General features: G+C 41.7%; 15 protein-coding genes. 11 read left to right on the top strand and 4 right to left on the bottom strand.

Annotated elements, in window-relative coordinates; all coding sequences use genetic code 11:
• Window positions 1-7: 7 nt before the first annotated feature.
• Both D5I41_RS06330 and pdxY read left to right on the top strand, forming a co-directional pair.
• Entirely contained in the window at window positions 8-988 is a 981-nt protein-coding gene (locus D5I41_RS06330) for a phospholipase A (protein WP_119009048.1), read from the top strand.
• Between the two features lie 30 nt (window positions 989-1,018).
• On the top strand, window positions 1,019-1,876 hold the full coding sequence (gene pdxY / locus D5I41_RS06335; protein ID WP_119009049.1) for a pyridoxal kinase PdxY: 858 nt from the start codon (window positions 1,019-1,021) through the stop codon (window positions 1,874-1,876).
• 915 nt (window positions 1,877-2,791) lie between these two features.
• Here pdxY and D5I41_RS06340 read toward each other — a convergent pair.
• Window positions 2,792-3,811, bottom strand: coding sequence for an IS110 family RNA-guided transposase (locus tag D5I41_RS06340; RefSeq protein ID WP_119009050.1), 1,020 nt, complete (start codon window positions 3,809-3,811; stop codon window positions 2,792-2,794).
• A 502-nt stretch (window positions 3,812-4,313) separates the two neighbouring features.
• Here D5I41_RS06340 and D5I41_RS06350 point away from each other — a divergent pair.
• Complete coding sequence (locus D5I41_RS06350; RefSeq protein WP_119009052.1) at window positions 4,314-4,964, top strand: potassium channel family protein; 651 nt, start codon at window positions 4,314-4,316, stop codon at window positions 4,962-4,964.
• Between the two features lie 53 nt (window positions 4,965-5,017).
• Here D5I41_RS06350 and D5I41_RS06355 read toward each other — a convergent pair whose 3' ends face one another.
• Window positions 5,018-8,068 (bottom strand): efflux RND transporter permease subunit, encoded by a 3,051-nt coding sequence (locus tag D5I41_RS06355; protein WP_119009053.1) that lies wholly within the window; start codon window positions 8,066-8,068, stop codon window positions 5,018-5,020.
• Window positions 8,069-8,080: 12 nt separating this feature from the next.
• Complete coding sequence (locus tag D5I41_RS06360; RefSeq protein WP_162892803.1) at window positions 8,081-9,097, bottom strand: efflux RND transporter periplasmic adaptor subunit; 1,017 nt, start codon at window positions 9,095-9,097, stop codon at window positions 8,081-8,083.
• Window positions 9,098-9,415: 318 nt separating this feature from the next.
• On the opposite strand from D5I41_RS06360, the gene D5I41_RS06365 reads away from it, so the two are divergent.
• The 3 genes from D5I41_RS06365 to D5I41_RS06375 all read left to right on the top strand — a co-directional run bounded on the left by D5I41_RS06365 (window position 9,416) and on the right by D5I41_RS06375 (window position 13,112).
• Complete coding sequence (locus tag D5I41_RS06365; protein ID WP_119009055.1) at window positions 9,416-9,688, top strand: hypothetical protein; 273 nt, start codon at window positions 9,416-9,418, stop codon at window positions 9,686-9,688.
• Between the two features lie 52 nt (window positions 9,689-9,740).
• Entirely contained in the window at window positions 9,741-11,339 is a 1,599-nt protein-coding gene (locus D5I41_RS06370) for a bifunctional aspartate transaminase/aspartate 4-decarboxylase (RefSeq protein WP_119009056.1), read from the top strand.
• Between the two features lie 111 nt (window positions 11,340-11,450).
• Entirely contained in the window at window positions 11,451-13,112 is a 1,662-nt protein-coding gene (locus tag D5I41_RS06375; RefSeq protein ID WP_119009057.1) for a winged helix-turn-helix domain-containing protein, read from the top strand.
• Window positions 13,113-13,191: 79 nt separating this feature from the next.
• On the opposite strand, the gene D5I41_RS06380 is transcribed toward D5I41_RS06375, so the two are convergent.
• Window positions 13,192-13,596, bottom strand: coding sequence for a glycine zipper family protein (locus tag D5I41_RS06380; protein ID WP_119009058.1), 405 nt, complete (start codon window positions 13,594-13,596; stop codon window positions 13,192-13,194).
• Window positions 13,597-13,886: 290 nt separating this feature from the next.
• Here D5I41_RS06380 and D5I41_RS06385 point away from each other — a divergent pair, with 290 nt between their 5' ends.
• The 5 genes from D5I41_RS06385 (at window position 13,887) to D5I41_RS06405 (ending at window position 22,609) form a co-directional block, all read left to right on the top strand.
• Window positions 13,887-14,378, top strand: coding sequence for a sigma factor-like helix-turn-helix DNA-binding protein (locus D5I41_RS06385; protein WP_119009059.1), 492 nt, complete (start codon window positions 13,887-13,889; stop codon window positions 14,376-14,378).
• Window positions 14,379-14,404: 26 nt separating this feature from the next.
• On the top strand, window positions 14,405-15,727 hold the full coding sequence (gene tolC, locus D5I41_RS06390; RefSeq protein WP_280525085.1) for an outer membrane channel protein TolC: 1,323 nt from the start codon (window positions 14,405-14,407) through the stop codon (window positions 15,725-15,727).
• Between the two features lie 100 nt (window positions 15,728-15,827).
• Complete coding sequence (locus D5I41_RS06395) at window positions 15,828-16,196, top strand: hypothetical protein (protein WP_119009060.1); 369 nt, start codon at window positions 15,828-15,830, stop codon at window positions 16,194-16,196.
• Window positions 16,197-17,748: 1,552 nt separating this feature from the next.
• Window positions 17,749-19,530, top strand: coding sequence for a sodium:solute symporter family transporter (locus D5I41_RS06400; protein WP_119009061.1), 1,782 nt, complete (start codon window positions 17,749-17,751; stop codon window positions 19,528-19,530).
• 1,303 nt (window positions 19,531-20,833) lie between these two features.
• Complete coding sequence (locus D5I41_RS06405; RefSeq protein WP_119009062.1) at window positions 20,834-22,609, top strand: sodium:solute symporter family protein; 1,776 nt, start codon at window positions 20,834-20,836, stop codon at window positions 22,607-22,609.
• Window positions 22,610-22,618 lie beyond the last annotated feature (9 nt).

Below are 22,618 nucleotides of genomic sequence, written 5' to 3' on the forward strand. Positions count from 1 at the left end.
TTGAACAATGAAATTATCTACTAGCATGTCTAAAGCCTTATTATTGTTAATTGCATTGGGAGCAACACAAGCAGAAGCTGGTGAAGATACTGTCGACGAGAATCAAACTTACGACAATTGCTTGCTGCGTCAGATTCATTTAGATTCAGACCAAACCGATCTCGAAGAGATAAAGATTGCCTGTCAGCAAGACGACAGAAAGTCAGGAACAACTCGTCATGAGATGGAGAAGAAAATAGGTGATAATCCATTTAGCATTACTCCTTATCGCCAGAACTATTTTCTGCCAGCGACGCATATGACCGACCCAAATACTGGTCCGTATACTGATGCAGTTTTTGGTGAGAGCTCAGATGACATCATGAACCAAGAGATCAAGTTCCAGATCAGCTTTAAAGTGCCAATTGTTACCGACGGTATTTTTAATGATGATGACGAGATCTACTTTGGCTTTACTCTGAAATCATTTTGGCAAGCTTATGCAGGAGATATTTCATCGCCGTTTCGCGATACCAACTATCGCCCAGAGATTTTCTATGAATCTAAGCTACCAATCGACGCTGGTGATGGTATTTGGTTCACTCGCGTTGGTTTCGAACATGAATCTAATGGTCGAACAGAAGAGTTGAGTCGCAGCTGGAACCGCATATATGCAGGACTAGGTTACGAAGAAGAAGATTTCATGGTTTATCTAGAACCATGGTACAACATGGGTGGCATGGATAGTGACAACAAAGATATTGAAGATTACCTTGGGCATTATGAGTTGACGGCAGCGTATAAAGTTGACGTATTCGAATTTACTAGCGTTGCACGTTACAACTTCTCGACCGGCTACGGTGGCATAGAGGCGGGCATGAGCTTCCCTTTGCTTAAACGAGTTCGCGGCTATGTGCAGTATTATCAAGGTTATGGCGAGAGCTTAATAGATTACAATTACAATATTCAACGCATTGGCGTTGGCATCATTCTTACTGACATTATTTAAACGACCAACATTTTTTACAGAGACTAAGCAATGACTAATATTATCTCTATCCAGTCGCATGTTGTATTTGGCCATGCAGGCAACAGTTCAGCGGTATTCCCTATGCAAAGAATGGGCGTAGAAGTATGGCCAATACATACCGTTCAATTCTCTAATCATACCCAGTATCAACAAGGGTGGACGGGTCGAGCATTTGACTCGTCGGATATCACGGAACTAATGTCGGGCGTAGATAAGATTGGTCAACTAGAAAACTGTTCGGCATTACTCTCTGGTTATCAAGGCAGTGCTTCCCAATGTGATTCGGTGGTTTCGGCTGTATCTAAACTCAAAGAACGCAACTCAAAAGCAATCTATGTATGTGATCCTGTAATGGGAGACCCAGAGAAAGGTTGTATCGTAGCCGATGATGTGACGGATAAATTAGTCAATGACTTAATGCCGATAGCGGATGTGATCGTACCTAATCAGTTTGAGCTTACTCAATTCACCGATATGCCTATCGAAACGTTACAAGATGCGGTTGCGGCTTGTCAGTATGCGTTGAGCAAAGGGCCTAAAATGGTTCTAGTAAAGCATCTGCATTCTTTATCTAGTGATAGTTTTTCAATGATGCTTGCGACGGTTGATGGTGTGTATCTAGCACAAAGACCACACTTGGAGTTTGCGAAACAACCCGTGGGTGTCGGTGACCTGATCACTGGCTTGTTTACTGCGGGACTGACTAAGGGGTGGGAACCAAAGAAAGCCTTTGAACACGCGCACAATGCCGCGTTTGGTGTGCTTAGGGTTACTCAAGAATCTCAAACTTGGGAGTTGCAAACCATTAAAGCGCAAGATGAATTTGTAAACCCGAGTTCAGATTACGCAGTTCAAAAAGTAGGTTAAAAGTATTATAGAGCTCAAGTATCCTTTTTCTTGTAAATTAGGGCACTTGGGCTTTTTTGTTGTTGTCTGTTAAAGCCCCCGATTTTACTTAACCTAGCAATGTGCGCTTTCAGATTCCAGCTCAAGGCTGGAATGACGTTTTTTGCGAAGTATCTGCGTTTAAAAGTCCTATCCATTAAGCAATGTGCGCTTTCAGATTCCAGCTCAAGGCTGGAATGACGTATGTTGCGAGGTATCTGCGTTTAAAAGTCCTATCCACTAAGCAATGTGCGTTTTCAGATTCCAGCTCAAGGCTGGAATGACGTTTGTAGCGAAGTATCTAGGTTTAAAAGTCCTATCCATTAAACAATGTGCGCTTTCAGATTCCAGCTCAAGGCTGGAATGACGTTTGTTGCGAAGTATCTATGTTTAAAAGTCCTATCCATTAAGTAATGTGCGTTTCAAGATTCCAGCTCACGGTTGGAATGACACTTTTTATGTACCTGTGCTGGAGCGTGACCATAATAGCTTGTAGCTTGTAGCTTGTAGCTTGTAGCTTGTAGCTTGTAGCTGATATGACCCCGTAAAAGTAGACACGGGGTTTTAGTTTATTGAGGTCATATCATTCAATCCTGGCAACTGTAGCGTCATATATGGACCCACCCAGTTTGCAAGTCATTTTACATTCTTGGTTATTGAGTCATTGTCGTTCATATATTCGGCCTGTTTACTGAGCTCTATCGTGCTCATGGCCTTGATGTAATCTGCACCCAATGCTCTTTATCATTCCCACGGCTTCTGATGAGCCAATGACGGTGTCAGAGTTTCACTGGGGCGGGATGACCGCTAACCATCGATGTAAAATGTATCGCAACTGACGATGAGTGTTGTTTAACTGGTTAATTCCCTACTGTTTAGAGCGTTAGCATTATCAAGTTATGCTTCTTTAAGTTGGTACGGTTTGTTGTGTGTAATCACAGCCCAGACAATGCGTGCCAACTTATTTGCTAATGCTACACAGGCTTTGTTAAAGCTTTTCTCATGCTTCAGATTAGTTGCCCAGACGCTCACCTTGTCTTCTTTCCTATCTGCATATTGGAGTACACTCCTCGCTCCGTGTATCAGAAGCGCTCTGAGTACGACGTTACCTTTCTTGGTGATGCCATACAGTTGAGATTTCCCTCCAGTTGAGAACTGTCTCGGAACCAGACCACACCAAGCAGAGAAGTGTCGACCACTCTTAAACTGTGTCCCTTTCCCAATGGCTGCATACAACGCTAGCGCGGTGATAGGTCCGATACCCACGACACTTTGCGCTATCTGACAGACATAATTTTCTTTAGCAAAAGCCTTTAGCTTGCTCTCGACCTGTTCAATACGGTCGTTTAAGGACAAGAACTCCTGGTACAGTTCATTGAACAAATCTCTAGCGACCCAGGTCAGTTCGTTACCTGGGTCTTCTAAGAACTCTGGAACGGACCTACGCAAGGCTGAGATACCTCGATTCATACAGAGCCCATACTCAAGCAGTAATCCTCGTATCTGGTTCATTAGTTGAGTGCGTTGCTTAATCAAGCGTTGCCTAATACGCAGGTACATTTGAGCGTCTTGTTGGTCAATGGTTTTTATCGGTACAAACGTCATATTGTCACGTTGTGCGGCTTCCGCTATCGCTTCTGCGTCGTTGTAGTCATTCTTATTTTTACGACGATATGAAGTGACATGTTGCGGAGGGACGAGTTTAACCTCATGCCCAAGCTTGATGAGCTCCCGAGCCAAGTGATTAGAGGCACCACAGGCTTCAATGGCAATTGTTTGAGGAGCTAACTTAGCAAAGTATGAGAGTGTAGCCGCGCGCTTAAGCTGCTTCTTATATGTGATTTTTCCGCGTGATGTGACGAACACTGCATGAAAAACATTCTTGGCAATATCTAATCCGACCGTTACATTTGTCATGTGGACCTACCCTTATTTAGATGCTTGTTTGTTCAACTTCATCTTGGCGCATTGTGACGCCGTGTAAAGGGTGGGTCCATTTCATTATTCCCGCATGTTGTTAGCGGGAATCTGATTGCGTGAAGAAACAGATCCCCGACCAGAGTGCTGGCCCAGAAAAACGCTCGGGGATGACTGGCTTTAAGAAGAGACTTGTAGTTGAAGGTTTCAAGCTGTCGGCTTGATATGTCCTTTTTGCGAACTGCGATTCTGGCGAATAACTCAATAGATTCTTCTACGTTTCCATCCTTGTTCGGTGAGCTAATGATGAGCTTAGTTAGTGACATGTTGCGTGTCTCCCGACAGCTTAGTGTTATGGAAACTCCCTCATTTTATGACTATCCTCAAATTGAGCTCAAGAACATCTTATTACTCGTAGTCTGCTCTTGAAAATCGGTAAAGTTTCAGTGTGTTAGAGTCCTTGCTTTTAAATTAATGCTAGGGCGTTCAGTTCGGAGCGAGCATGGCATCAATTAATGAATCAAATAACTTTTTCTACTTCACTCTTTCGTTAGTTTTGATCTTTGTGATGGGCGCCTTAGCCAAGGAAGTAGAAGGGGAGCAACTGAACTTTATTATTAAGCCTTTGATTTTGAATAGCTTCATCATCTGCTTAGCGAGCATGAAATTCGCTCGTGGCTGGTACATATACCTGGTTGTGGTCAGTGCTTTAATGGGCCTTGCGATATTTGTTCACTCATTTATGGCTGAACAATACCTAAGTGTCATTATGTTGCTTTTGATACTTGCCTTTTGCTTTGGCGTTTTTCAATCGACGGCACATCAAATCTTGCTATCTGATCAGATCGACAACAATAAGCTGATCGGTTCTATTGCTCTGTTTCTGGTCTTGGGACTTGGCTGGGCGGCGGTTTATCTGCTTTTGATCACCTATAACCCGATGGCGATAAATGGCATAGAGGCTGAAGAACATTGGGGTGATCACTTTGCTGTAGTGACTTACTTTAGTTTTGTTACGCAAACCACGCTAGGGTATGGGGATTACAGTCCTAATAGCCCTTTGGCTCAGGTAGTAGTGTATTTGCAAGCCGTTACTGGGGTATTTTACATGGCTGTAGTAGTGTCGAGCTTAGTCGGAGCTAGGAAAAGATAGGGTAGCAATAAAACAAAAGCACCGGTTAGGTGCTTTTGTTAATTAGGTTAGTGTTATTCGTTGCTCTCTAATTGTTTGCTGTGATCATCAGCTAGGAAGGTGTACACGGTCGGTACAACAAACAAGGTAAACAAAGTACCAACAGTCATACCAACGGTGATAACTAATCCGATAGAGAAACGGCTTTGTGCACCAGCGCCAGCTGCAGTAAGTAGCGGTACAACACCCACAACCATAGCCGCTGTTGTCATAAGGACTGGGCGTAAACGTTCAGCTGCTGCTTTCTTGACCGCTGCAATTTTGTCTCCGGCAAATTCAGGTTGAATCTGGTTGGCAAACTCAACGATCAATATCCCGTGCTTACTGATCAAACCAATTAAGGTAACCAATCCTACTTCAGTGTAGATATTCAAAGTATCGATACCCAAATACAGAGGTATCATCGCACCGAATATAGACAGTGGCACACTCGTTAGTACAATCAGTGGATCTTTAAAGCTCTCAAATTGAGCTGCGAGCACTAAGTAAATGATAACCAGGGCCAGAGCAAACGTAGAGACTAACGAAGCACCTTCTTGCACGTACTGACGTAGCTGACCTGATGAGTCGATGGCATAGCCGCTAGGTAGTAACTGCTCAGCACCTTCTTGCATCACCTTGTAGGCTTCACCAATACTCACTCCTGGCATCATCTTAGCTTCAATGGTTGCACTGTTCAGTTGTTGGAATTGATCCACAGCTGATGGTTGAACACTTTCCGTAATATCAATCACTGCAGAGAGTGGCACCATGCTGCCGTTATTTGAGCGCACATAGTACTGATTAATGTCGTTCCAAGAGCTACGATCCATGCGCTCAACCTGAGTAATAACCTGGTAACTGCGTTCATCAATAGCAAAGTAGTTAATAAAACCTTCGCTCACATAGCGAGTCAGAACATTACCCACTTCTTGTGCGCTTACATTCATTAAGGCTGCTTTGTCACGGTTTACCGTAATCTCCACCTGAGGCTTTGTAAATGTAAGATCGTTCTGAACATAGACAAACTTGCCACTGGTTACAGCAAACTCTTTTAGTTTCTCTGCGTATGTGTACAGTTCCTCATAGGTACCCGTTGGTGTCTTAATGACCAGCTGGAAGGGTAGGCCTTGGGCTGTCCCTGGCAGGTCTGGAGGAGAAACGGTAAATACTTGTAGCCCAGGAAAATCTACCGTGTCGTTTTGGAATCGAGTCATCATCTCTTTGGCAGAGGCTTCACGAGAATCCCAATCTTTTAGTACGCCCAAGCCAAAGAATTTCGAGTCTCTCTGGTATCCATTTACCATAAGGGTCATTTCGGTTTCTGGGTAACTCCCCATGGTTTTTTCTAATGGTTGTGTAAAGTTAGCCACATAGTCAGTATTTGCCTGAGAAGGACCTTGCCCCATCATGATAACAACGCCTTGGTCTTCTTGTGGCGCAAGTTCGCTTGCAGTATGAGTGAACATAAACACAAGTGAGATCAGAAAGGTAGCAACCAAAGGCCAAACCAATAGACGATTCTTAAGTACGACAGTCAGTAAGTTCTCATACTTTTTAGTAACGCCAGCGATGACTTTGTCAATCTTCTTCACAAGAGCACCTTCGAGTACCTCTTTGTTCAGCATCTTGGATGTCATCATTGGTGTCAGTGTTAGGGCGATAAAGCCTGAAATAAGCACTGATCCCGCTAGCGTAAATGCAAACTCAGTGAATAGCTTACCAGTTAAGCCTCCCATGAAACCGATAGGTGCATATACCGCTGCTAGGGTAATCGTCATTGAGATGACTGGACCTGCGATTTCTCGCGCACTCTTGATTGCAGCATCTACGGGTGACGCGCCTTGCTCTAGATGACGGAAGGTATTCTCAACCACTACGATGGCATCATCTACTACTAATGAAATGGCCAGAACCATCGCCAGCAGTGTCAATAGGTTGATACTAAAGCCCATACTCATCATCAAGAACAATGAGCCGATCAAAGATAATGGGATCGTCACCAATGGGATGATCATTGCTCGCATTGAACCAAGGAATGCAAGAATGACTATGATTACAATCGCCGCAGCTTCTATGAGTGTTTTTGTTACTTCCTCAATAGAGCTGTTGATGAATTTAGTTGAATCATAAACAACCTCTGCTTTCATACCTGTCGGCAGATTATCAACTACTGAAGGGAGAACTTTATATAAGCCATCCACAACCGTCAGCGGGTTTGAAGTTGATGTATTGCTGATTGCCGTCGTGATAGAGCTGACACCATTGAACAGCACGCGTGAGTCATAAGTGTTTGCTCCTAGTTCGACAGAAGCAACGTCTTCCAGGTGTATCAATTGGCCGTCCGCACTCTTGAGTGCGATGTTCTTAAACTCTTCCACTGAAGACGCATCAGTGTGTGCATTAATGTCAATTTCAATAAAATCAGCTTTCAGTTTACCTGCGGCACTTACAGCGTTACTGCTCTTAATCGCGTTCTGTACATCAGATGCGGTGATGCCATAAGCGGCCATTTTGCTTGGATTCAACCAAATTCGCATGGCAAAGTCACTTTGGCCAAGCTGATCGATTTTAGACACACCATCAACGGTTGAAAACGTAGGCTTAACTACTCGGCTCACATAGTCTGAGATCTGTTGTGTTGCTAACGAATCACTAGAAAATGAGACATATAAAATTGGCGACTGTGAGGTCGATTTCAGAATACTTGGGTCTTGGGTACCAGCAGGAAGTCGATACTTTACTTGCTGAACAAGAGATAAGATCTCAGTTAGAGCCTTATCCGTTGGATAATCCAGTTTCAAGTTAACGGTAATCAAGGATTTACCTAAGCTACTTTCAGAAGTCATGTAGTCAATTCCCTCTGCTTGGGCAATCTGTGCCTGCAGGGGTTGTGTTACATAACCTTGGACGCTGGTGGAACTTGCTCCAGGGTAGTTTGTGGTAACGGTAATAACGCCTGTTTCAATCTGAGGGTATTGACGCACTTGCAGTTCAGAAAAGGCTTTCAGCCCTAGAATTAACAAGACCAAGCTCAATACAGTCGCTAAAACTGGTCGTTTTATGAAAATGTCAGTGAAATTCATGAATACGCCTATCTATGACTTGTGTGATTCAGTTGGAAAAGGGCGTGAGTTGTTTACTTTTACTACGGTGCCTTTTTTCAATTGTTGCTGGTTAGACGTTACGATCTCTTCACCTTGCTTTAGACCCGATAGAATGCCTATTTGGTCATCTTGACGTGGTCCCACTTTAATCAGCTTTTGCTGAACGGTTTTCTGTCCATTCTCTGTGGTCACCACATAGACACTGTCGCCATATAATGAGTATGAGATGGCTACCTTAGGGACTGGAACGATAGAGACTGTCTTATTAAGTACGATTTCAGCGTTGATATACATGCCATTGACAAGTTGATTGCCTTCGCCTTCAACCTTCGCTCGAACGTTGATGTTATGCGATTGCTGGTTTGATGATGGCTGAATTGCAGAGATAGTCGCTGTAAAGGTTTTACCCTTGTATGCATCGTTGCTGAACGTGACTTTTTGTCCTTCAACTAATAATGGCTGAAAGCTTTCTGCTACTGAGATGTCGATATAGTTGTCATTGATACTCTCTAGATCAACGATGAGAGAACCTGGGTTGATGTAATCACCGACGTTCAAAGTTCGAATGCCCAATTTACCTGCGAATGGGGCTTTGATGCTCATAAAATCAATTTCAGAAGCAATGTATTCAAGATCAGCTGATTGTGCAGCATATTGAGCTTGAGCCTTATCAACAGAATTTCTAGCCGTACTATTTGTTTTAAGAAGAATAAGTTGGCGTTCTAATTCAATCTTTGAAAGTTTTACTTTTGCGAGTTGGTTATTATATTTTGACTTTAATAAAGAGTCATCTAGTTGAACGATAACATCGCCTTTAGAAACTGTTTGACCAGATTTAAAGTTGATTTCTTTTACTTGGCCAGAAATTTGGCTAGTCACTTGCGTTGATTGGTTCGATGTAACTTGTCCAACAGCTTTTACTGTTTGTGTCCATTGTTCATTTTTGGACATAATAGTAGTAATAGCGACGGGTGGTTTTTTATATTCGCTCATTTTCTTAGAAATCATATTATTTCTAAAGGTATTGAATCCAAAAACGAATACTAGTATCAGTATTACAGTTAATAGGACGAATGATATTGCTCTCTTAGACATAGCCTTTCTTACTTGTGTATGGAAGTTGCTAATAATTTAACGGGTATTGCTCATCAAGTAATAAATCAATGCTAATGAATATCTAACATTCGATAAAGAAAATATAATCTAACTATTTCAATGGTTTAGTTGTAAGTTAGGTAAATGTATAAAATAAAAAGGTTATGCGATATTGATGTATCTTATGTTCATTCTATTTAAAGTAGTCGGGTACTTAACGAGGATAAACACATGACTAGTAATAAACAAAACACTAAACACGCAACAGCAGAAAAAATGAAAAGAGTGTACGGAACAGAAGTAGAGCATAAACATAATAAAGACCATTTAGAATTTGAAGATAAGCAACAATCACATCCTAATCAAAAGCACGGTGGAGCTAATGAAGGGCACAAACACTTAATTAATCATCATCCAGACGGTCATCATAATAAAGAACATCATGACAAGAAACACAGTCATAAAAAATCATCTCGCTTGCATCATAAAACAAGCACTAAGTAGTAAATAGCTCAATAACTTGAACAATTTAATGAAATTAATACTGGAATAAATAATGAATCGTAATGATGAAAAATCACTAGAGACGCTAAGTCCTTTTGAAGTAAAAGATACCTTGATGAAATTGGCGAGCAATAATAAGGACCACGTTATGATTAACGCTGGTCGTGGTAATCCTAATTGGATAGCAACTGAACCTCGTGATGCATTTTTCCAACTTGGTATTTTTGCTCTACAAGCGTCTAAATCGACATATTCACAGTATCCAGGCTTTGGTGGAGTGAGCGACCAATGCTGTATTTCTGCGCGCTTCTTGTCGTTTTGCGAGGACAATGAGCAGGTCGAAGGCATACGTTTTCTTTTAAATGCCTTTAGTTACCTCACCACTCAACTTCATATTGATGCTGATGAGCTAATCTATGAGTGGGTAGAGGGTATCCTAGGCGACAACTATCCTGTGCCAGATCGCATGCTGAAAAATAGCGAAATTATTGCGAGAAAATACATAGAGCAGGAAATGGGGCATAAATCCAATCTGCCTAACTCGCACTTTGATTTGTTTGCTGTCGAGGGTGGAACCGCAGCGATGGTGTATATCTTTAATACACTTAAATCAAACCGCTTGTTGAACAAGGGGGATGAAATTGCTATTGGTGCTCCGGTGTTTACCCCTTACTTGGAAATGCCTGAACTAGAAGACTATAGCCTGAATAAGGTAGAGATCATGGCTACCGAAGCAAATCACTGGCAGATCCCTGACAGTGAATTAGAAAAGCTTCGTGATCCAAAGATCAAGGCGTTCTTCTTAGTTAACCCAAGCAATCCAGCATCAGTGAAACTGAGCGATGAAACTTTGCAGAAGATTGCTGATATTGCAAATGAAAGGCCTGACCTAATCCTGTTGACTGATGATGTTTACGGTACGTTCACGGATAAATTTACCTCTTTGGCATTGTTAGCGCCAAAAAATACCATCTTAGTTTATTCATACTCTAAATATTTTGGGGCGACAGGTTGGCGTCTTGGCGTCATTGCGGTAAACGAAGACAATATCTTTGATCGAATGATTGCTGACTTGCCAGAGGCTACGCGTAGCCAGTTGAACAAACGTTATAGTGGCATCAGTTTAGATCCACAAAATATTAAGTTTATTGATCGTCTTGTTGCTGATAGCCGAGCTGTGGCATTGAACCATACTGCGGGACTTTCAACGCCTCAACAGATTCAAATGTCACTATTCTCTTTGCTTGCGTTGCTAGAAGGAGGCAAAGACTATCAGGACAATGCGAAGCGAATCGTTCGTTCTCGTTACCATGCTTTGATGGAGCAATCTCAAACAGAGCCAACAATCTCTGAAGATGACCAAAGTGGTGCTTTTTACTATGTAGAAATCAATATCCAAGACTTGGCTGCATCTACTTATGGCGAAGACTTCTTTACTTGGATGAAAGCAGAGTACGAACCACTAGACTTCTTGGTACGCCTGGCTGAAGAAAGCGGCATTGTGGTCATGCCTGGTGGCGGTTTTGATGCTCCTGAATGGTCACTTCGAGTATCGCTAGCTAACCTACCTAAGTCTGCTTACTCTGAGATTTCAACAGCGATAAACACTACTTTAGAAGGTTACAATCAGACTTTTTTGAACACTAAATAGTCAAATTATTCAATAAAACCTCTTCTGAGAAATCAGTCGAGGTTTTTTTTTGTATTTTGGAGAATACTAACCAATACTTCTTCATAAGATACAATAGGTTATAAAAGATTTATGAAGACTCAAAAAGAACAATTTAAAATCGACGAGTGGATGTTCGTTCCCTATGAGGATAAGTTTATTCTTCATGGTGAAACGATTGTCATCGATAATCGATTATCTAAGCTCTTTCATTTTCTGTGTGAAAATCCAGACACGGTTTTTTCTAGGGATGAATTGATTAATGAGGTTTGGAATGGCTCGATTCTTTCAGATCAAGTGATTACCCAAGCGATTTTTGAGTTACGTAAAATCCTCAAACAACATGGTAATCACCCATACGGTTACATTGTAACGGTTCCAAAGCGTGGCTATAAGTTAGATGCAACTGTAGAGAGAGTCATTGAATCTCCCAAAGCTCTCATTGACAATGTATTCAGGGACGAGGAACCGGAAGCCCAAGAAGATATCGTTTCTGCAGACAATATTGATGAGGTTGCAGAAGACAGTACCTCAGAAGCAGAATCCTCAGAGTTGGAGACTACTCCGACAGTTGATGTTCAAAAAGCCAATGGGCAGAAGAACGACACTCAAAAAGGGAAGGTAACAGAAAAAGACAGCAGTGCTGCTCTTATTACTGCGTCAACAAAACCAAGCCTGCGTAAATCAAACAACAAACCTTGGTGGGCTCTGCTAGCAGTGCTAGTCGTGGCTATAGTGATTGGGCTGTATGTAAAAAATACGCAGAAAGCCCCAGAAGTGGTTCAATCTAAAAGTGTCAGCATTGCCGATGAGCCTGAAGCAACAAAAAATTACCTATCTCTTGAACCAAGGTATGTTCATGTGATTGTTGACCCTAAGATGCTGGATGATGACTATAAGATTGGGATAGCGAAGACGATCTTAGATTTTTTGAAGGTTTATCAAGACGTTCGCATAACCTACAGTGGGCCAGCGTCTAAGGTCGCAGCTCATGAAATTACACTTGATACCAGCACTAGCCAAAACAAAAACTACTTAGAGATAGAATATGTCAACCGTATCTCTGGCCATAAACACCTAGATAGAAAATACGATATATCAGGGCCTGCCATAAAATCATCAATAAAACGCGCGCTAGATGATATGTTGGACTCTTTTCATATTGAAATCGATAAAGATATTTTGGCAAAGCTTGTCGATGAATTACCCGATAATGAATATGCAATTCAATCGATTCTTACCGCCTACGCAACGATATATCACCCATACACTCACGGGAGAGGCATAGAGTTGATTCAAGAGGCTGAGAGTTATGCTCCAGATGATCCTTATACGATAGCAACCAGTTATACTTACAGTATCTCTTATCTTTATTTACACCCTACTAGTAACAATGACAAAGCCATCGCTGATTTGAATGCTAGAACTACTGAGAAGTTCGCTCTATTTACGGATGAAGAGAAGAAGATACCTAAGGTAATGGAAGCAATGGCAATGATGGCTTTATCGAATGATGACTCTCTGAAAGCGACCAATATTTTGCAAGCCATACCTTATAATAGAAAAACGGTCATTTACTATATACTAAATGGCAAGGCGGCTGAACTTAGGGGGAATCGCGATTCTGCTGAAGAGTTTTATTACAATGCTGTGCTTGAAGCATCTTCGACATTAACTTTGAATCTTGCCGAAGTGCTATTTTTTAATAGTGACCTTTCGGATATAAAACAGAAGATAGAAGAGAATAGCTTCTAGGTAAGACATGCTTACGCAAAGGGCACTGTATATTTAATACAGCGCCCTTTTTTATTATAAACAATTGCTTATCCTTACACTAATTGAGTATGGTATACCCGCGTTCAGTCATACAGTTTCTCATCACTTTGTTCTTTTCAGTACCATAATCTTGTTGAGCAAGTTGTTTATTAGCCGAGCTACCTAAAACACCTGTCACTAAACCAATGCCTGCACCAATTTCAGCTCCCTTTGTACCTGAACCGCCGGTAATAGCCCCAGCCCCAGCGCCAAGGGCAGCCGCTCTTCCCATATGTCGAACTGTTGTTCTTCCTGTACTCTGAGTAGCCTGCATTTGTACTTGATCGCTTAATTGCTCGCATTGATACATATCAGCGCTGTATTTCTCTTGATCTAATCCTTTGGTGTCAATAATAAGGTTCTGTGCAAATACGTGTGGAGTTAATATTGCGCACGTTAGTACAGCTAGTGTTATCTTTTTCATCTCTTTACCTGTCAATTGAGTAACTGAAGTGAGAGTAAAGGATCTTTTAGATAAGGTAATAAAGTGACTATAAAGCTTCGATAATGGATTTGAAATCTAATCAATATCCTATAAAACCTCAAAATCGCCATCTAAAATACAGATAAAAAATCGATAAAGTTACAGTCTAAGCGATTGATTTTAATGGATTATATAAAAAATAGCATAGCATGAGGCTATCCTGATAACAAAATCTAATTTCTAACTTAAAATTCTCGTCACTTTAAGAAAGCAAGCAACTGAGAGAATAAATGTCAGCTTCAATGAACTTATATAAATCAAAAGCCTTCGAAAGTTTTTCATACTACATCGGAGCGATTAAACATGAATCAACCTCTATTAATGAAGAAGATTACTATCTAAGTAATCATGACTTTATGATTTCAAATGTTGATATGAAAAATGAAGAGGTAATGCCAGAGCGTTATGGTGATGAGTTTATGTCAATCAACTATATAGAAGATGTTGCATTGGATTCGTATCAAGATGATTTTTCAGAAGAGCATGAAGACCTTAATTGGAAAGATTACCTTTCATCAGAACTAAAAATAGCATTACAAAAACTGGACTGTATCAGTCGAGACGTCATTTTATATCGTTGGCTAGCTCATGAGAAAGAAAGTATTCAAACGCTATCGAGAAAACACAATATAGATGCAGAGCATATTCTGCATATTGAAAACTCTACGTTATATAAATTAAGAGAGTTAATGGGACATATTCCATTATCTAACGTGGCTTAATCAACAAATATCAAACTGGTAATGCAATGAAACACATACTTAAAATTATGCCACTTCTTATATTAGCTGCGAGTGGAAATACAAAAGCTGACTCTTTGAGTGAGGTATACAATTTAGCAAAACACAATGATCCTCAGCTTTTACAAGCTTCGGCTCAACGAGATACCGCTTTTGAAGCTATTAACTCAACTAGAAGTAACCTGTTGCCACAGATCGATCTCACTGCAGGATATGCCTATCAAGACACCGATCGTCATACGACTGATGGTAGTACTAGCAATATCAGCTTGGGTTTGTATCAGTCTATTTTTGACCGCAGTAGTTGGGTTGCCTTAAGCATATCAGAGAAAACAGCTCGTCAAGTTGATGCGAGTTATGCTGCCACTCAACAGACGGTGATCTATGAAGTGATAGAGGCGTACTTTAACGTATTGCGTGCTGAAGATGATTTATTGTTTATCCAAGCTGAGAAAGAAGCTGTCGCAAAACAATTGCACCAAACAGAGCGTAGATTCGAGGTGGGTTCTGCCCCTATTACTGATGTTCAGGATGCAAGAGCACAGTATGACAGCGTGGTAGCACAAGAGATTCAAGCTGTTAATGCTGTAGATAACGAATATGAAGAACTGCGAGCGATTACGGGGCAGGAGATTTCACAACTGTCAGCCCTAGATATGACACGATTCTCAGCATCGGCTCCGCGCTTATCTCCTGGTGAGTTAGTACAGAAAGCCACGAAAGAGAATCTTCAACTGCTAGCTGGGCGTATTCAACGAGACATTGCAAAAGAACAGATTACATTGGCTGATTCTGGGCATTTACCTACCATCTCTTTGACGTCTGGTTATAGCTATATGAAAAACTATGATGAGCCAAATGATCCAGCTACAGGCAAACAATTAGACGATGACGAGAACCAGTTCAACCTTGGAATTACCATCGACTTACCCATCTATTCAGGGGGAAGCGTAACCTCACAAGGCAAGCAGGCTCAGTATCAATACATCGTCGCGAGCCAAGAGCTTGAAGAGATTTTTCGTGATGTAGAGAAAAATGTTAGAGCTTATAGCAATAACATCCGTTCATCTATCGGCTCAATCAAGGCGTATGAGCAATCGGTAGTGTCTGCTAAATCGGCACTGACTGCTACAGAGCAGGGCTTCACGGTTGGTACTCGCACCATTGTTGACGTTTTAGAGAGCACACAGAACGTGTATCAAGCAGAGAAAAATCTATCTGATGCCCGCTATCAGTACATCATCTCTCAAATCCAGCTCAAGCAAGCACTTGGTAGCTTGAGTGAACAGGATATCTTCGACGTGGATTCGGGATTAATTGCAGCTAAGTAGTTTTTAATTCAATTAATGATTGTGCCCTGTGAAAGCGTGTATGGGCACTTGTTAACTCCCTATTTCCGTTGGAGTTCTCGCCTAAATACAGGAAATAAAGATGCAAATTAACACATACAATCTTGAAGTTTCTTCAAAGATTCGTTCCATGATTGAAGAAGAGTATAAGTACCTTCACCGGTTCAACCAGTTCATTCTTCTGCTTAAATGCGACATCGAGGAATTCGATGCAAGTTTGGACAGTTATCAGGTGACCCTTACGCTTTATCTACAAGACAAAACCTACACTATTATCAGTTGCGATTGGGAACTTGAAGACGCCGTAGAAGAAGCCTTTATTAGTTTGCAAGATAAGCTAATGAGGCAGCAAGCTCGACTGCGCCTAGGATTCATCAAAGGTACATTTGAACGCCTTTGGATGGCCGTTAGCTCAAACCCTCATAGTGTAGGAAAGCGAGCAAGATATTAATGGGGTTGTTTAGTAGTAATGATGGTTCGTAGTTTTGGCGATTGATGCACTGGCGTTACCGTAAATAATTTTTTGATAGATCTTGAGGCAATGCTTTACTAGAAAGGCTCGCTAGCTGGTTTCAGTGAATCAGTTGTTTGGTGTGATTTGAGAGGTGTGCACTTTTTACGGAGTGTCTTGGTTCACGAATACGGGTTCAGAAACAAAGTTTTAGCGCGTAAGTCGAACGCTGCGTAGGCAGAAACCTAAGGTAGAAGCATAAAGACTCCTAAGCCCATTCTTTTCCTCAATAATTAAGTCTTACAATAAGATTAAGAGAGCGGGGCATTTGTCTGTGAATGTGATCCCATATTCTGTCTACACAGCTTTCAATTAAATTGAATTAGGAGTAATTGTAAGTAAATGTATCGAATTGTTATGTTTGGTTTTTTTGAGAGCTGGACATTTGACATGACGCAAAATAATGCAAGTTTACCGATCAATTTGTAGATTTAAACTTGCATTTCTTATTTGTAATACAATATACTTAATGCTGTTGAGTTAAGGCATTGCCTCGGATGGACTTGCTTGTTTAGAGCAAAGAGAGTCGTTGTTTTGAATAAACAAAGCAATGAATTAACTGACCAAAGAATCTAGATGTAACGCTCTGTGAGCGGTGCATTTGACACAATTACTAAAGAGAGTGAATTCAACTAAGAATTTGGTCTTAATAGTGAAGCTCCATAACTACTAATAATAGCCTAAGCATACCCTTCTAGTGTTTAGGCTCGGTACACCACCGATTTACCCATAGGCTTTGCACTTGCCTATGGGTTTTTTTTTTGCCTCTATTTCAGTGCTTCGGCTCGCTAGAGATTTTTACCAATGATTCTATTTTTCACTATGGGTGGATCTTTACGACTGTGGGTCAAATCGTATCCCCAACTCCTATTTTTATGCCAATCGTAGTAAATATCTGGTCATCCTAGCTTGTTAAAACACTCGATAACGGCGTTTTTCCTACGCTATTTCTGACCACTTACTTGCTGTGATTGGTAGTAACCTTACGCAACGTTGTAACACTTAGGCAAAGAAAGCAGGTAAGTACACCGCTTTAACGCGTTCTTAAGACTCTTTATATGAGGCAACTTCCAAGCGACTCGTCCTTAATTGTTCACTTTTCCTGCCGAGATAGGACATTGTTCCATGTCATAACTTCGAACTTTCAATGAAATGGCGGTTCAATTAAGTAGTATTATTTGTTTTGAAATGTGTCATCTGCAACATGTTTGACTTGAGTTTTATCAGCTACATTTACTTTGGCTCCGAACATAAGCCTCATGCCTTTATACGTCAGGCCTTATATAATGGCGTCCTAGAAGCCATTAGTTACATTTGTGGGTATTTTGTAGCGATTTATGGGGCTTTTTGCTCTTGATCACTTGTATGATTTAATCTAGAGCTAGTCTTGAGTCATGGGTCACATTTATGAAGTATTGTAATACAAAAGATAGGGATATCTGTTTAGACTGAACTGGATTTGAAATAATTATTTACAGTTTAAGGTAATGCAATGGATCTCAATACTATAATTGTTGGCATCTACTTCCTATTCTTGATTGCGATAGGTTGGATGTTTAGAACATTTACAAGCACCACTAGTGACTACTTCCGTGGCGGCGGTAACATGCTTTGGTGGATGGTTGGTGCAACTGCGTTTATGACTCAGTTCTCAGCTTGGACATTTACTGGTGCGGCTGGTAAGGCATACAACGATGGTTTTGCAGTAGCAATCATCTTCCTGGCAAACGCTTTCGGCTACTTCATGAACTTTGCGTACTTTGCGCCTAAGTTCCGCCAACTTCGCGTTGTAACTGTAATTGAAGCTATTCGTATGCGCTTTGGTGCAGCGAACGAGCAAGTATTTACTTGGTCTTCAATGCCTAACAGTGTTGTATCTGCAGGTGTTTGGCTTAACGCGCTAGCAATCATCGCTTCTGGTATCTTCGGTTTCGACATGACAATGACCATCTGGATTACAGGTTTGGTTGTACTTGCTATGTCTGTAACAGGCGGCTCATGGGCGGTAATCGCATCTGATTTCATGCAGATGGTTATCATCATGGCGGTAACGGTTACTTGTGCTGTAGTTGCTGTTGTTCAAGGTGGCGGTGTTGGTGAAATCATCAATAACTTCCCTGTAGGCGACACTGGTTCTTTCGTAGCGGGTAACAACCTTAACTACCTAAGCATCTTCAGCATCTGGGCATTCTTCATCTTTGTTAAGCAGTTCTCTATTACGAACAACATGCTTAACTCTTACCGTTACCTAGCGGCAAAAGATTCTAAGAACGCTAAGAAAGCTGCACTTCTTGCATGTGTACTTATGCTTGGTGGTGTATTCATCTGGTTCATGCCTTCTTGGTACATCGCTGGTCAAGGTGTAGACCTATCAGCTGCTTACCCAGACGCAGGTTCTAAAGCTGGTGACTTCGCTTACCTATACTTCGTACAAGAATACATGCCAGCAGGTATGGTTGGTCTTCTAGTAGCAGCAATGTTTGCAGCAACTATGTCTTCTATGGACTCTGGCCTAAACCGTAACTCAGGTATCTTTGTTAAGAACTTCTACGAAACAGTTGTTCGTAAAGGTAAAGCTTCAGAGAAAGAGCTAGTAACAGTATCGAAGATCACTTCTACTGTATTCGGTATCCTGATCATTCTTATCGCACAGTTCATCAACTCACTTAAGGGTCTGAGCTTGTTCGATACAATGATGTACGTTGGTGCCCTAATCGGCTTCCCAATGACTATCCCTGCATTCCTTGGCTTCTTCATCAAGAAGACTCCAGACTGGGCAGGTTGGGGTACACTAATCGTTGGTGCTATCGTTTCTTACATCGTAGGTTTCGTTATTAACGCTGACATGGTATCTCACGCATTTGGTCTAGAAGAACTAACTAAACGTGAATGGTCTGATGTTAAGGTTGCTATCGGTCTTATCGGTCACATCACACTAACAGGTGGTTTCTTCATCGCTTCTACTCTGTTCTACAAGCCTCTAACTGCAGAGCGTCAAGCAGACGTAGACAAGTTCTTTGGTAACCTATCAACGCCTCTAGTTGCAGAATCTGTTGCACAACAGAAACTGGATAACAAACAGCGTGAAATGCTAGGTAAACTAATCGCAGTAGCTGGTCTTGGTGTAATGCTAATGGCATTCCTACCTAACCCAATGTGGGGCCGCGGTGTGTTCATCCTGTGTGGTGCTATCGTAGGTGGTGTTGGTCTGCTCCTAGTTAAAGCTGTTGATGATTCTGTTGAAGATCTTAAAGAGAGTGTTGCTACTAAATAATCACTTAGATTAAAGCAAACTTGAATATTGAAGCGGGCCTTGGGCCCGCTTTTTGCGTTTTTGAGGGGATGGGAAGTTAATAGTTTTTAGCTGCGAGCTGCGAACCCTAAGCCGTAAGTTAAAATAGCGATTTGCTTTTGTTTTATTGGGGGTATGGGTTGTTCAGCAGGTGAAGATATCTCCGACTGGTACGCCAGCCCGGAAAGCACTCGGAGATGACGATGGGTTGTGGTGAGTTTCGGATGTGGATTTACGGTTCTATGGACTTAAAGCTCTATGGTCCGTTTCCGTCGTCCCCGATTGCTGTTATCGGGGACCTAAATAGTTCATCAGGTGAAGAGATCTCCGATAAAAGCGCTCGGAGATGACGAAGGGTTGTGGTGAATTTCGGATGTGGATTTACGGTTCTATGGACTAAAGCTCTATGATCCGTTTCCGTCGTCCCCGATTGCTGTTATCGGGGACCTAAATAGTTCAGCAGGTGAGGAGATCTCCGATAAAAGCACTCGGAGATGACGTTGGGTTAGAGACGAAGTTGGGCTAAAGACGACAATTGGTAAATTTGAGATTTTATGTCTTCTGCTCGTCGTCCCCGAATGCTGTTATCGGGGACCTAAATAGTTTAGCAGGTGAAGAGATCTCCGATAAAAGCGCTCGGAGATGACAATGGGTTGTGGTGAGTTTCGGATGTGGATTACGGTTCTATGGACTTAAAGCTCTATGGTCCGTTTCCGTCGTCCCCGAGTGCTTCTATCGGGGACCTAAATAGTCCAGCAGTTGAAGAGGTCTCCGACTGGTAGGCCAGCCCGAAAAACACTTCGGAGACGACGTTGGGTTTGATGCGACGTTGGATTAGAGACGACGGTGTGGTTGGAGATAACATGTAAACGATTTAGCTCGTTCTGGCGTTTATTCTCAATCAAGTGGTCGCGTTGTAATTCTCAGATCTGAACTACTTAAGCTCCAATAGTAATACTATTGCGCTTGCTGGCGAACCTTCTCTTAAATTTATCCATAACCTAATTAATGAATGCCAACTCCCATTTACATAATTAATGTGATCAGGCTCTGCTAATTTTACCTGTAACCGGGTATTGCTACGTGTAACAGCATGTTTCTAGTTGTGTTTCTTAAAGTTTTTAAACGTTATTTAATGTTAGATCTAGATCACTTGTATGATTTATTCATCAACACTTCACGAGGTATTCGTCACATTTAAACCTTATTGTAGTACAAGTCAGTGTTGGTTCTGGTTAGACTTTTTTGCACTTACACAATAAATCAATCTCACTAGGGTTAAACAATGGATCTCAATACAGTTATTGTTGGCGTCTATTTCCTATTCTTAATTGCAATAGGATGGATGTTCAGAACGTTTACAAGTACAACAAGTGATTACTTCAGAGGCGGCGGTAGCATGCTTTGGTGGATGGTAGGCGCTACAGCCTTCATGACCCAATTTAGTGCTTGGACGTTTACTGGTGCAGCGGGTAAGGCGTACACGGATGGTTTTGCAGTAGCAATTATCTTCCTAGCGAACGCATTTGGTTACCTAATGAACTACCTATACTTCGCTCCTAAGTTCCGTCAACTACGTGTTGTTACGGTAATTCAGGCGATTCGTATGCGTTTTGGTTCTTTCAACGAGCAAGTATTTACTTGGTCGGGTATGCCAAACAGCGTTATCTCTGCGGGTATCTGGCTGAACGGTCTAGCCATCATTGCTTCTGGCATCTTTGGTTTCGACATGACGACGACTATCGTTCTGACGGGTCTAGTAGTACTAGTAATGTCTGTAACTGGTGGTTCGTGGGCGGTAATTGCATCTGACTTTATGCAGATGGTTATTATCATGGCGGTAACAGTGACGTGTGCGGTTGTTGCTATTATTCAAGGTGGTGGTGTTGGTGAGATTATCAATAACTTCCCTGTGGATGAGGGTGCATCTTTCGTTTCTGGTAACGACCTTAATTACCTAAGCATCTTCGGTATCTGGGCATTCTTTATCTTTGTGAAGCAGTTCTCTATCACGAACAACATGCTTAACTCTTACCGTTACCTTGCGGCTAAAGACTCAAAGAACGCAAAGAAAGCAGCACTTCTTGCGTGTGTTCTAATGACATTAGGCCCTGTAATCTGGTTTATGCCTTCTTGGTTCATTGCCGGTCAAGGTGTTGATCTAGCAGCGGTTTACCCAGAAGCTGGCTCAAAAGCTGCTGACTTCGCTTACCTATACTTCGTACAAGAATTCATGCCTGCTGGTATGGTTGGTCTTTTAATTGCAGCAATGTTCGCAGCAACAATGTCTTCAATGGACTCTGGCCTAAACCGTAACTCAGGTATTTTCGTTAAGAACTTCTACGAACCAATCTGTCGTCCAAATGCATCTGAAAAAGAGCTAGTAGTTGTTTCTAAACTAACGTCTACCTTCTTCGGTATCGCAATTATCCTTGTAGCGCTATTTATTAACTCGCTAAAAGGTCTAAGCTTATTCGATACAATGATGTATGTAGGTGCTCTAATCGGCTTCCCTATGACTATTCCAGCATTCTGTGGCTTCTTCATTAAGAAGACGCCGGATTGGGCAGGTTGGGGTACGCTTGTAGTGGGTGCGGTTGTTTCTTACTACGTAGGCTTTGTAATTACAGCAGATATGGTTGCGAACTGGTTCAACCTAGAGCCTCTTACTGGTCGTGAGTGGTCAGATATGAAGGTTGCTATTGGTCTTATTGGACACCTAGTGTTTACAGCAGGTTTCTTCTGCCTAACAACACTGTTCTACAAGCCACTTACCGCTGAGCGTCAAGCGGATGTAGACAAGTTCTTCGAGAACCTATCAACTCCACTAGTTGCTGAGTCTGCTGAGCAGAAAGTACTAGATAACAAACAGCGTCGTATGCTTGGTTCACTTATCGCAGTTGCAGGTGTTGGTGTAATGCTAATGTTCTTGCTACCTAACCCATTGTGGGGCCGCTTTATCTTTGTATTGTGTGGCGTGATTGTTCTGAGTGTTGGTTTACTACTTGTGAAAGCAGTTGATGACACCGTTGAAGAACTACGTGAACAAACCGCGAAATAATAGAGTTTT

This window comes from Vibrio superstes (genome assembly GCF_003569005.1).
Lineage (GTDB): Bacteria > Pseudomonadota > Gammaproteobacteria > Enterobacterales > Vibrionaceae > Vibrio > Vibrio superstes.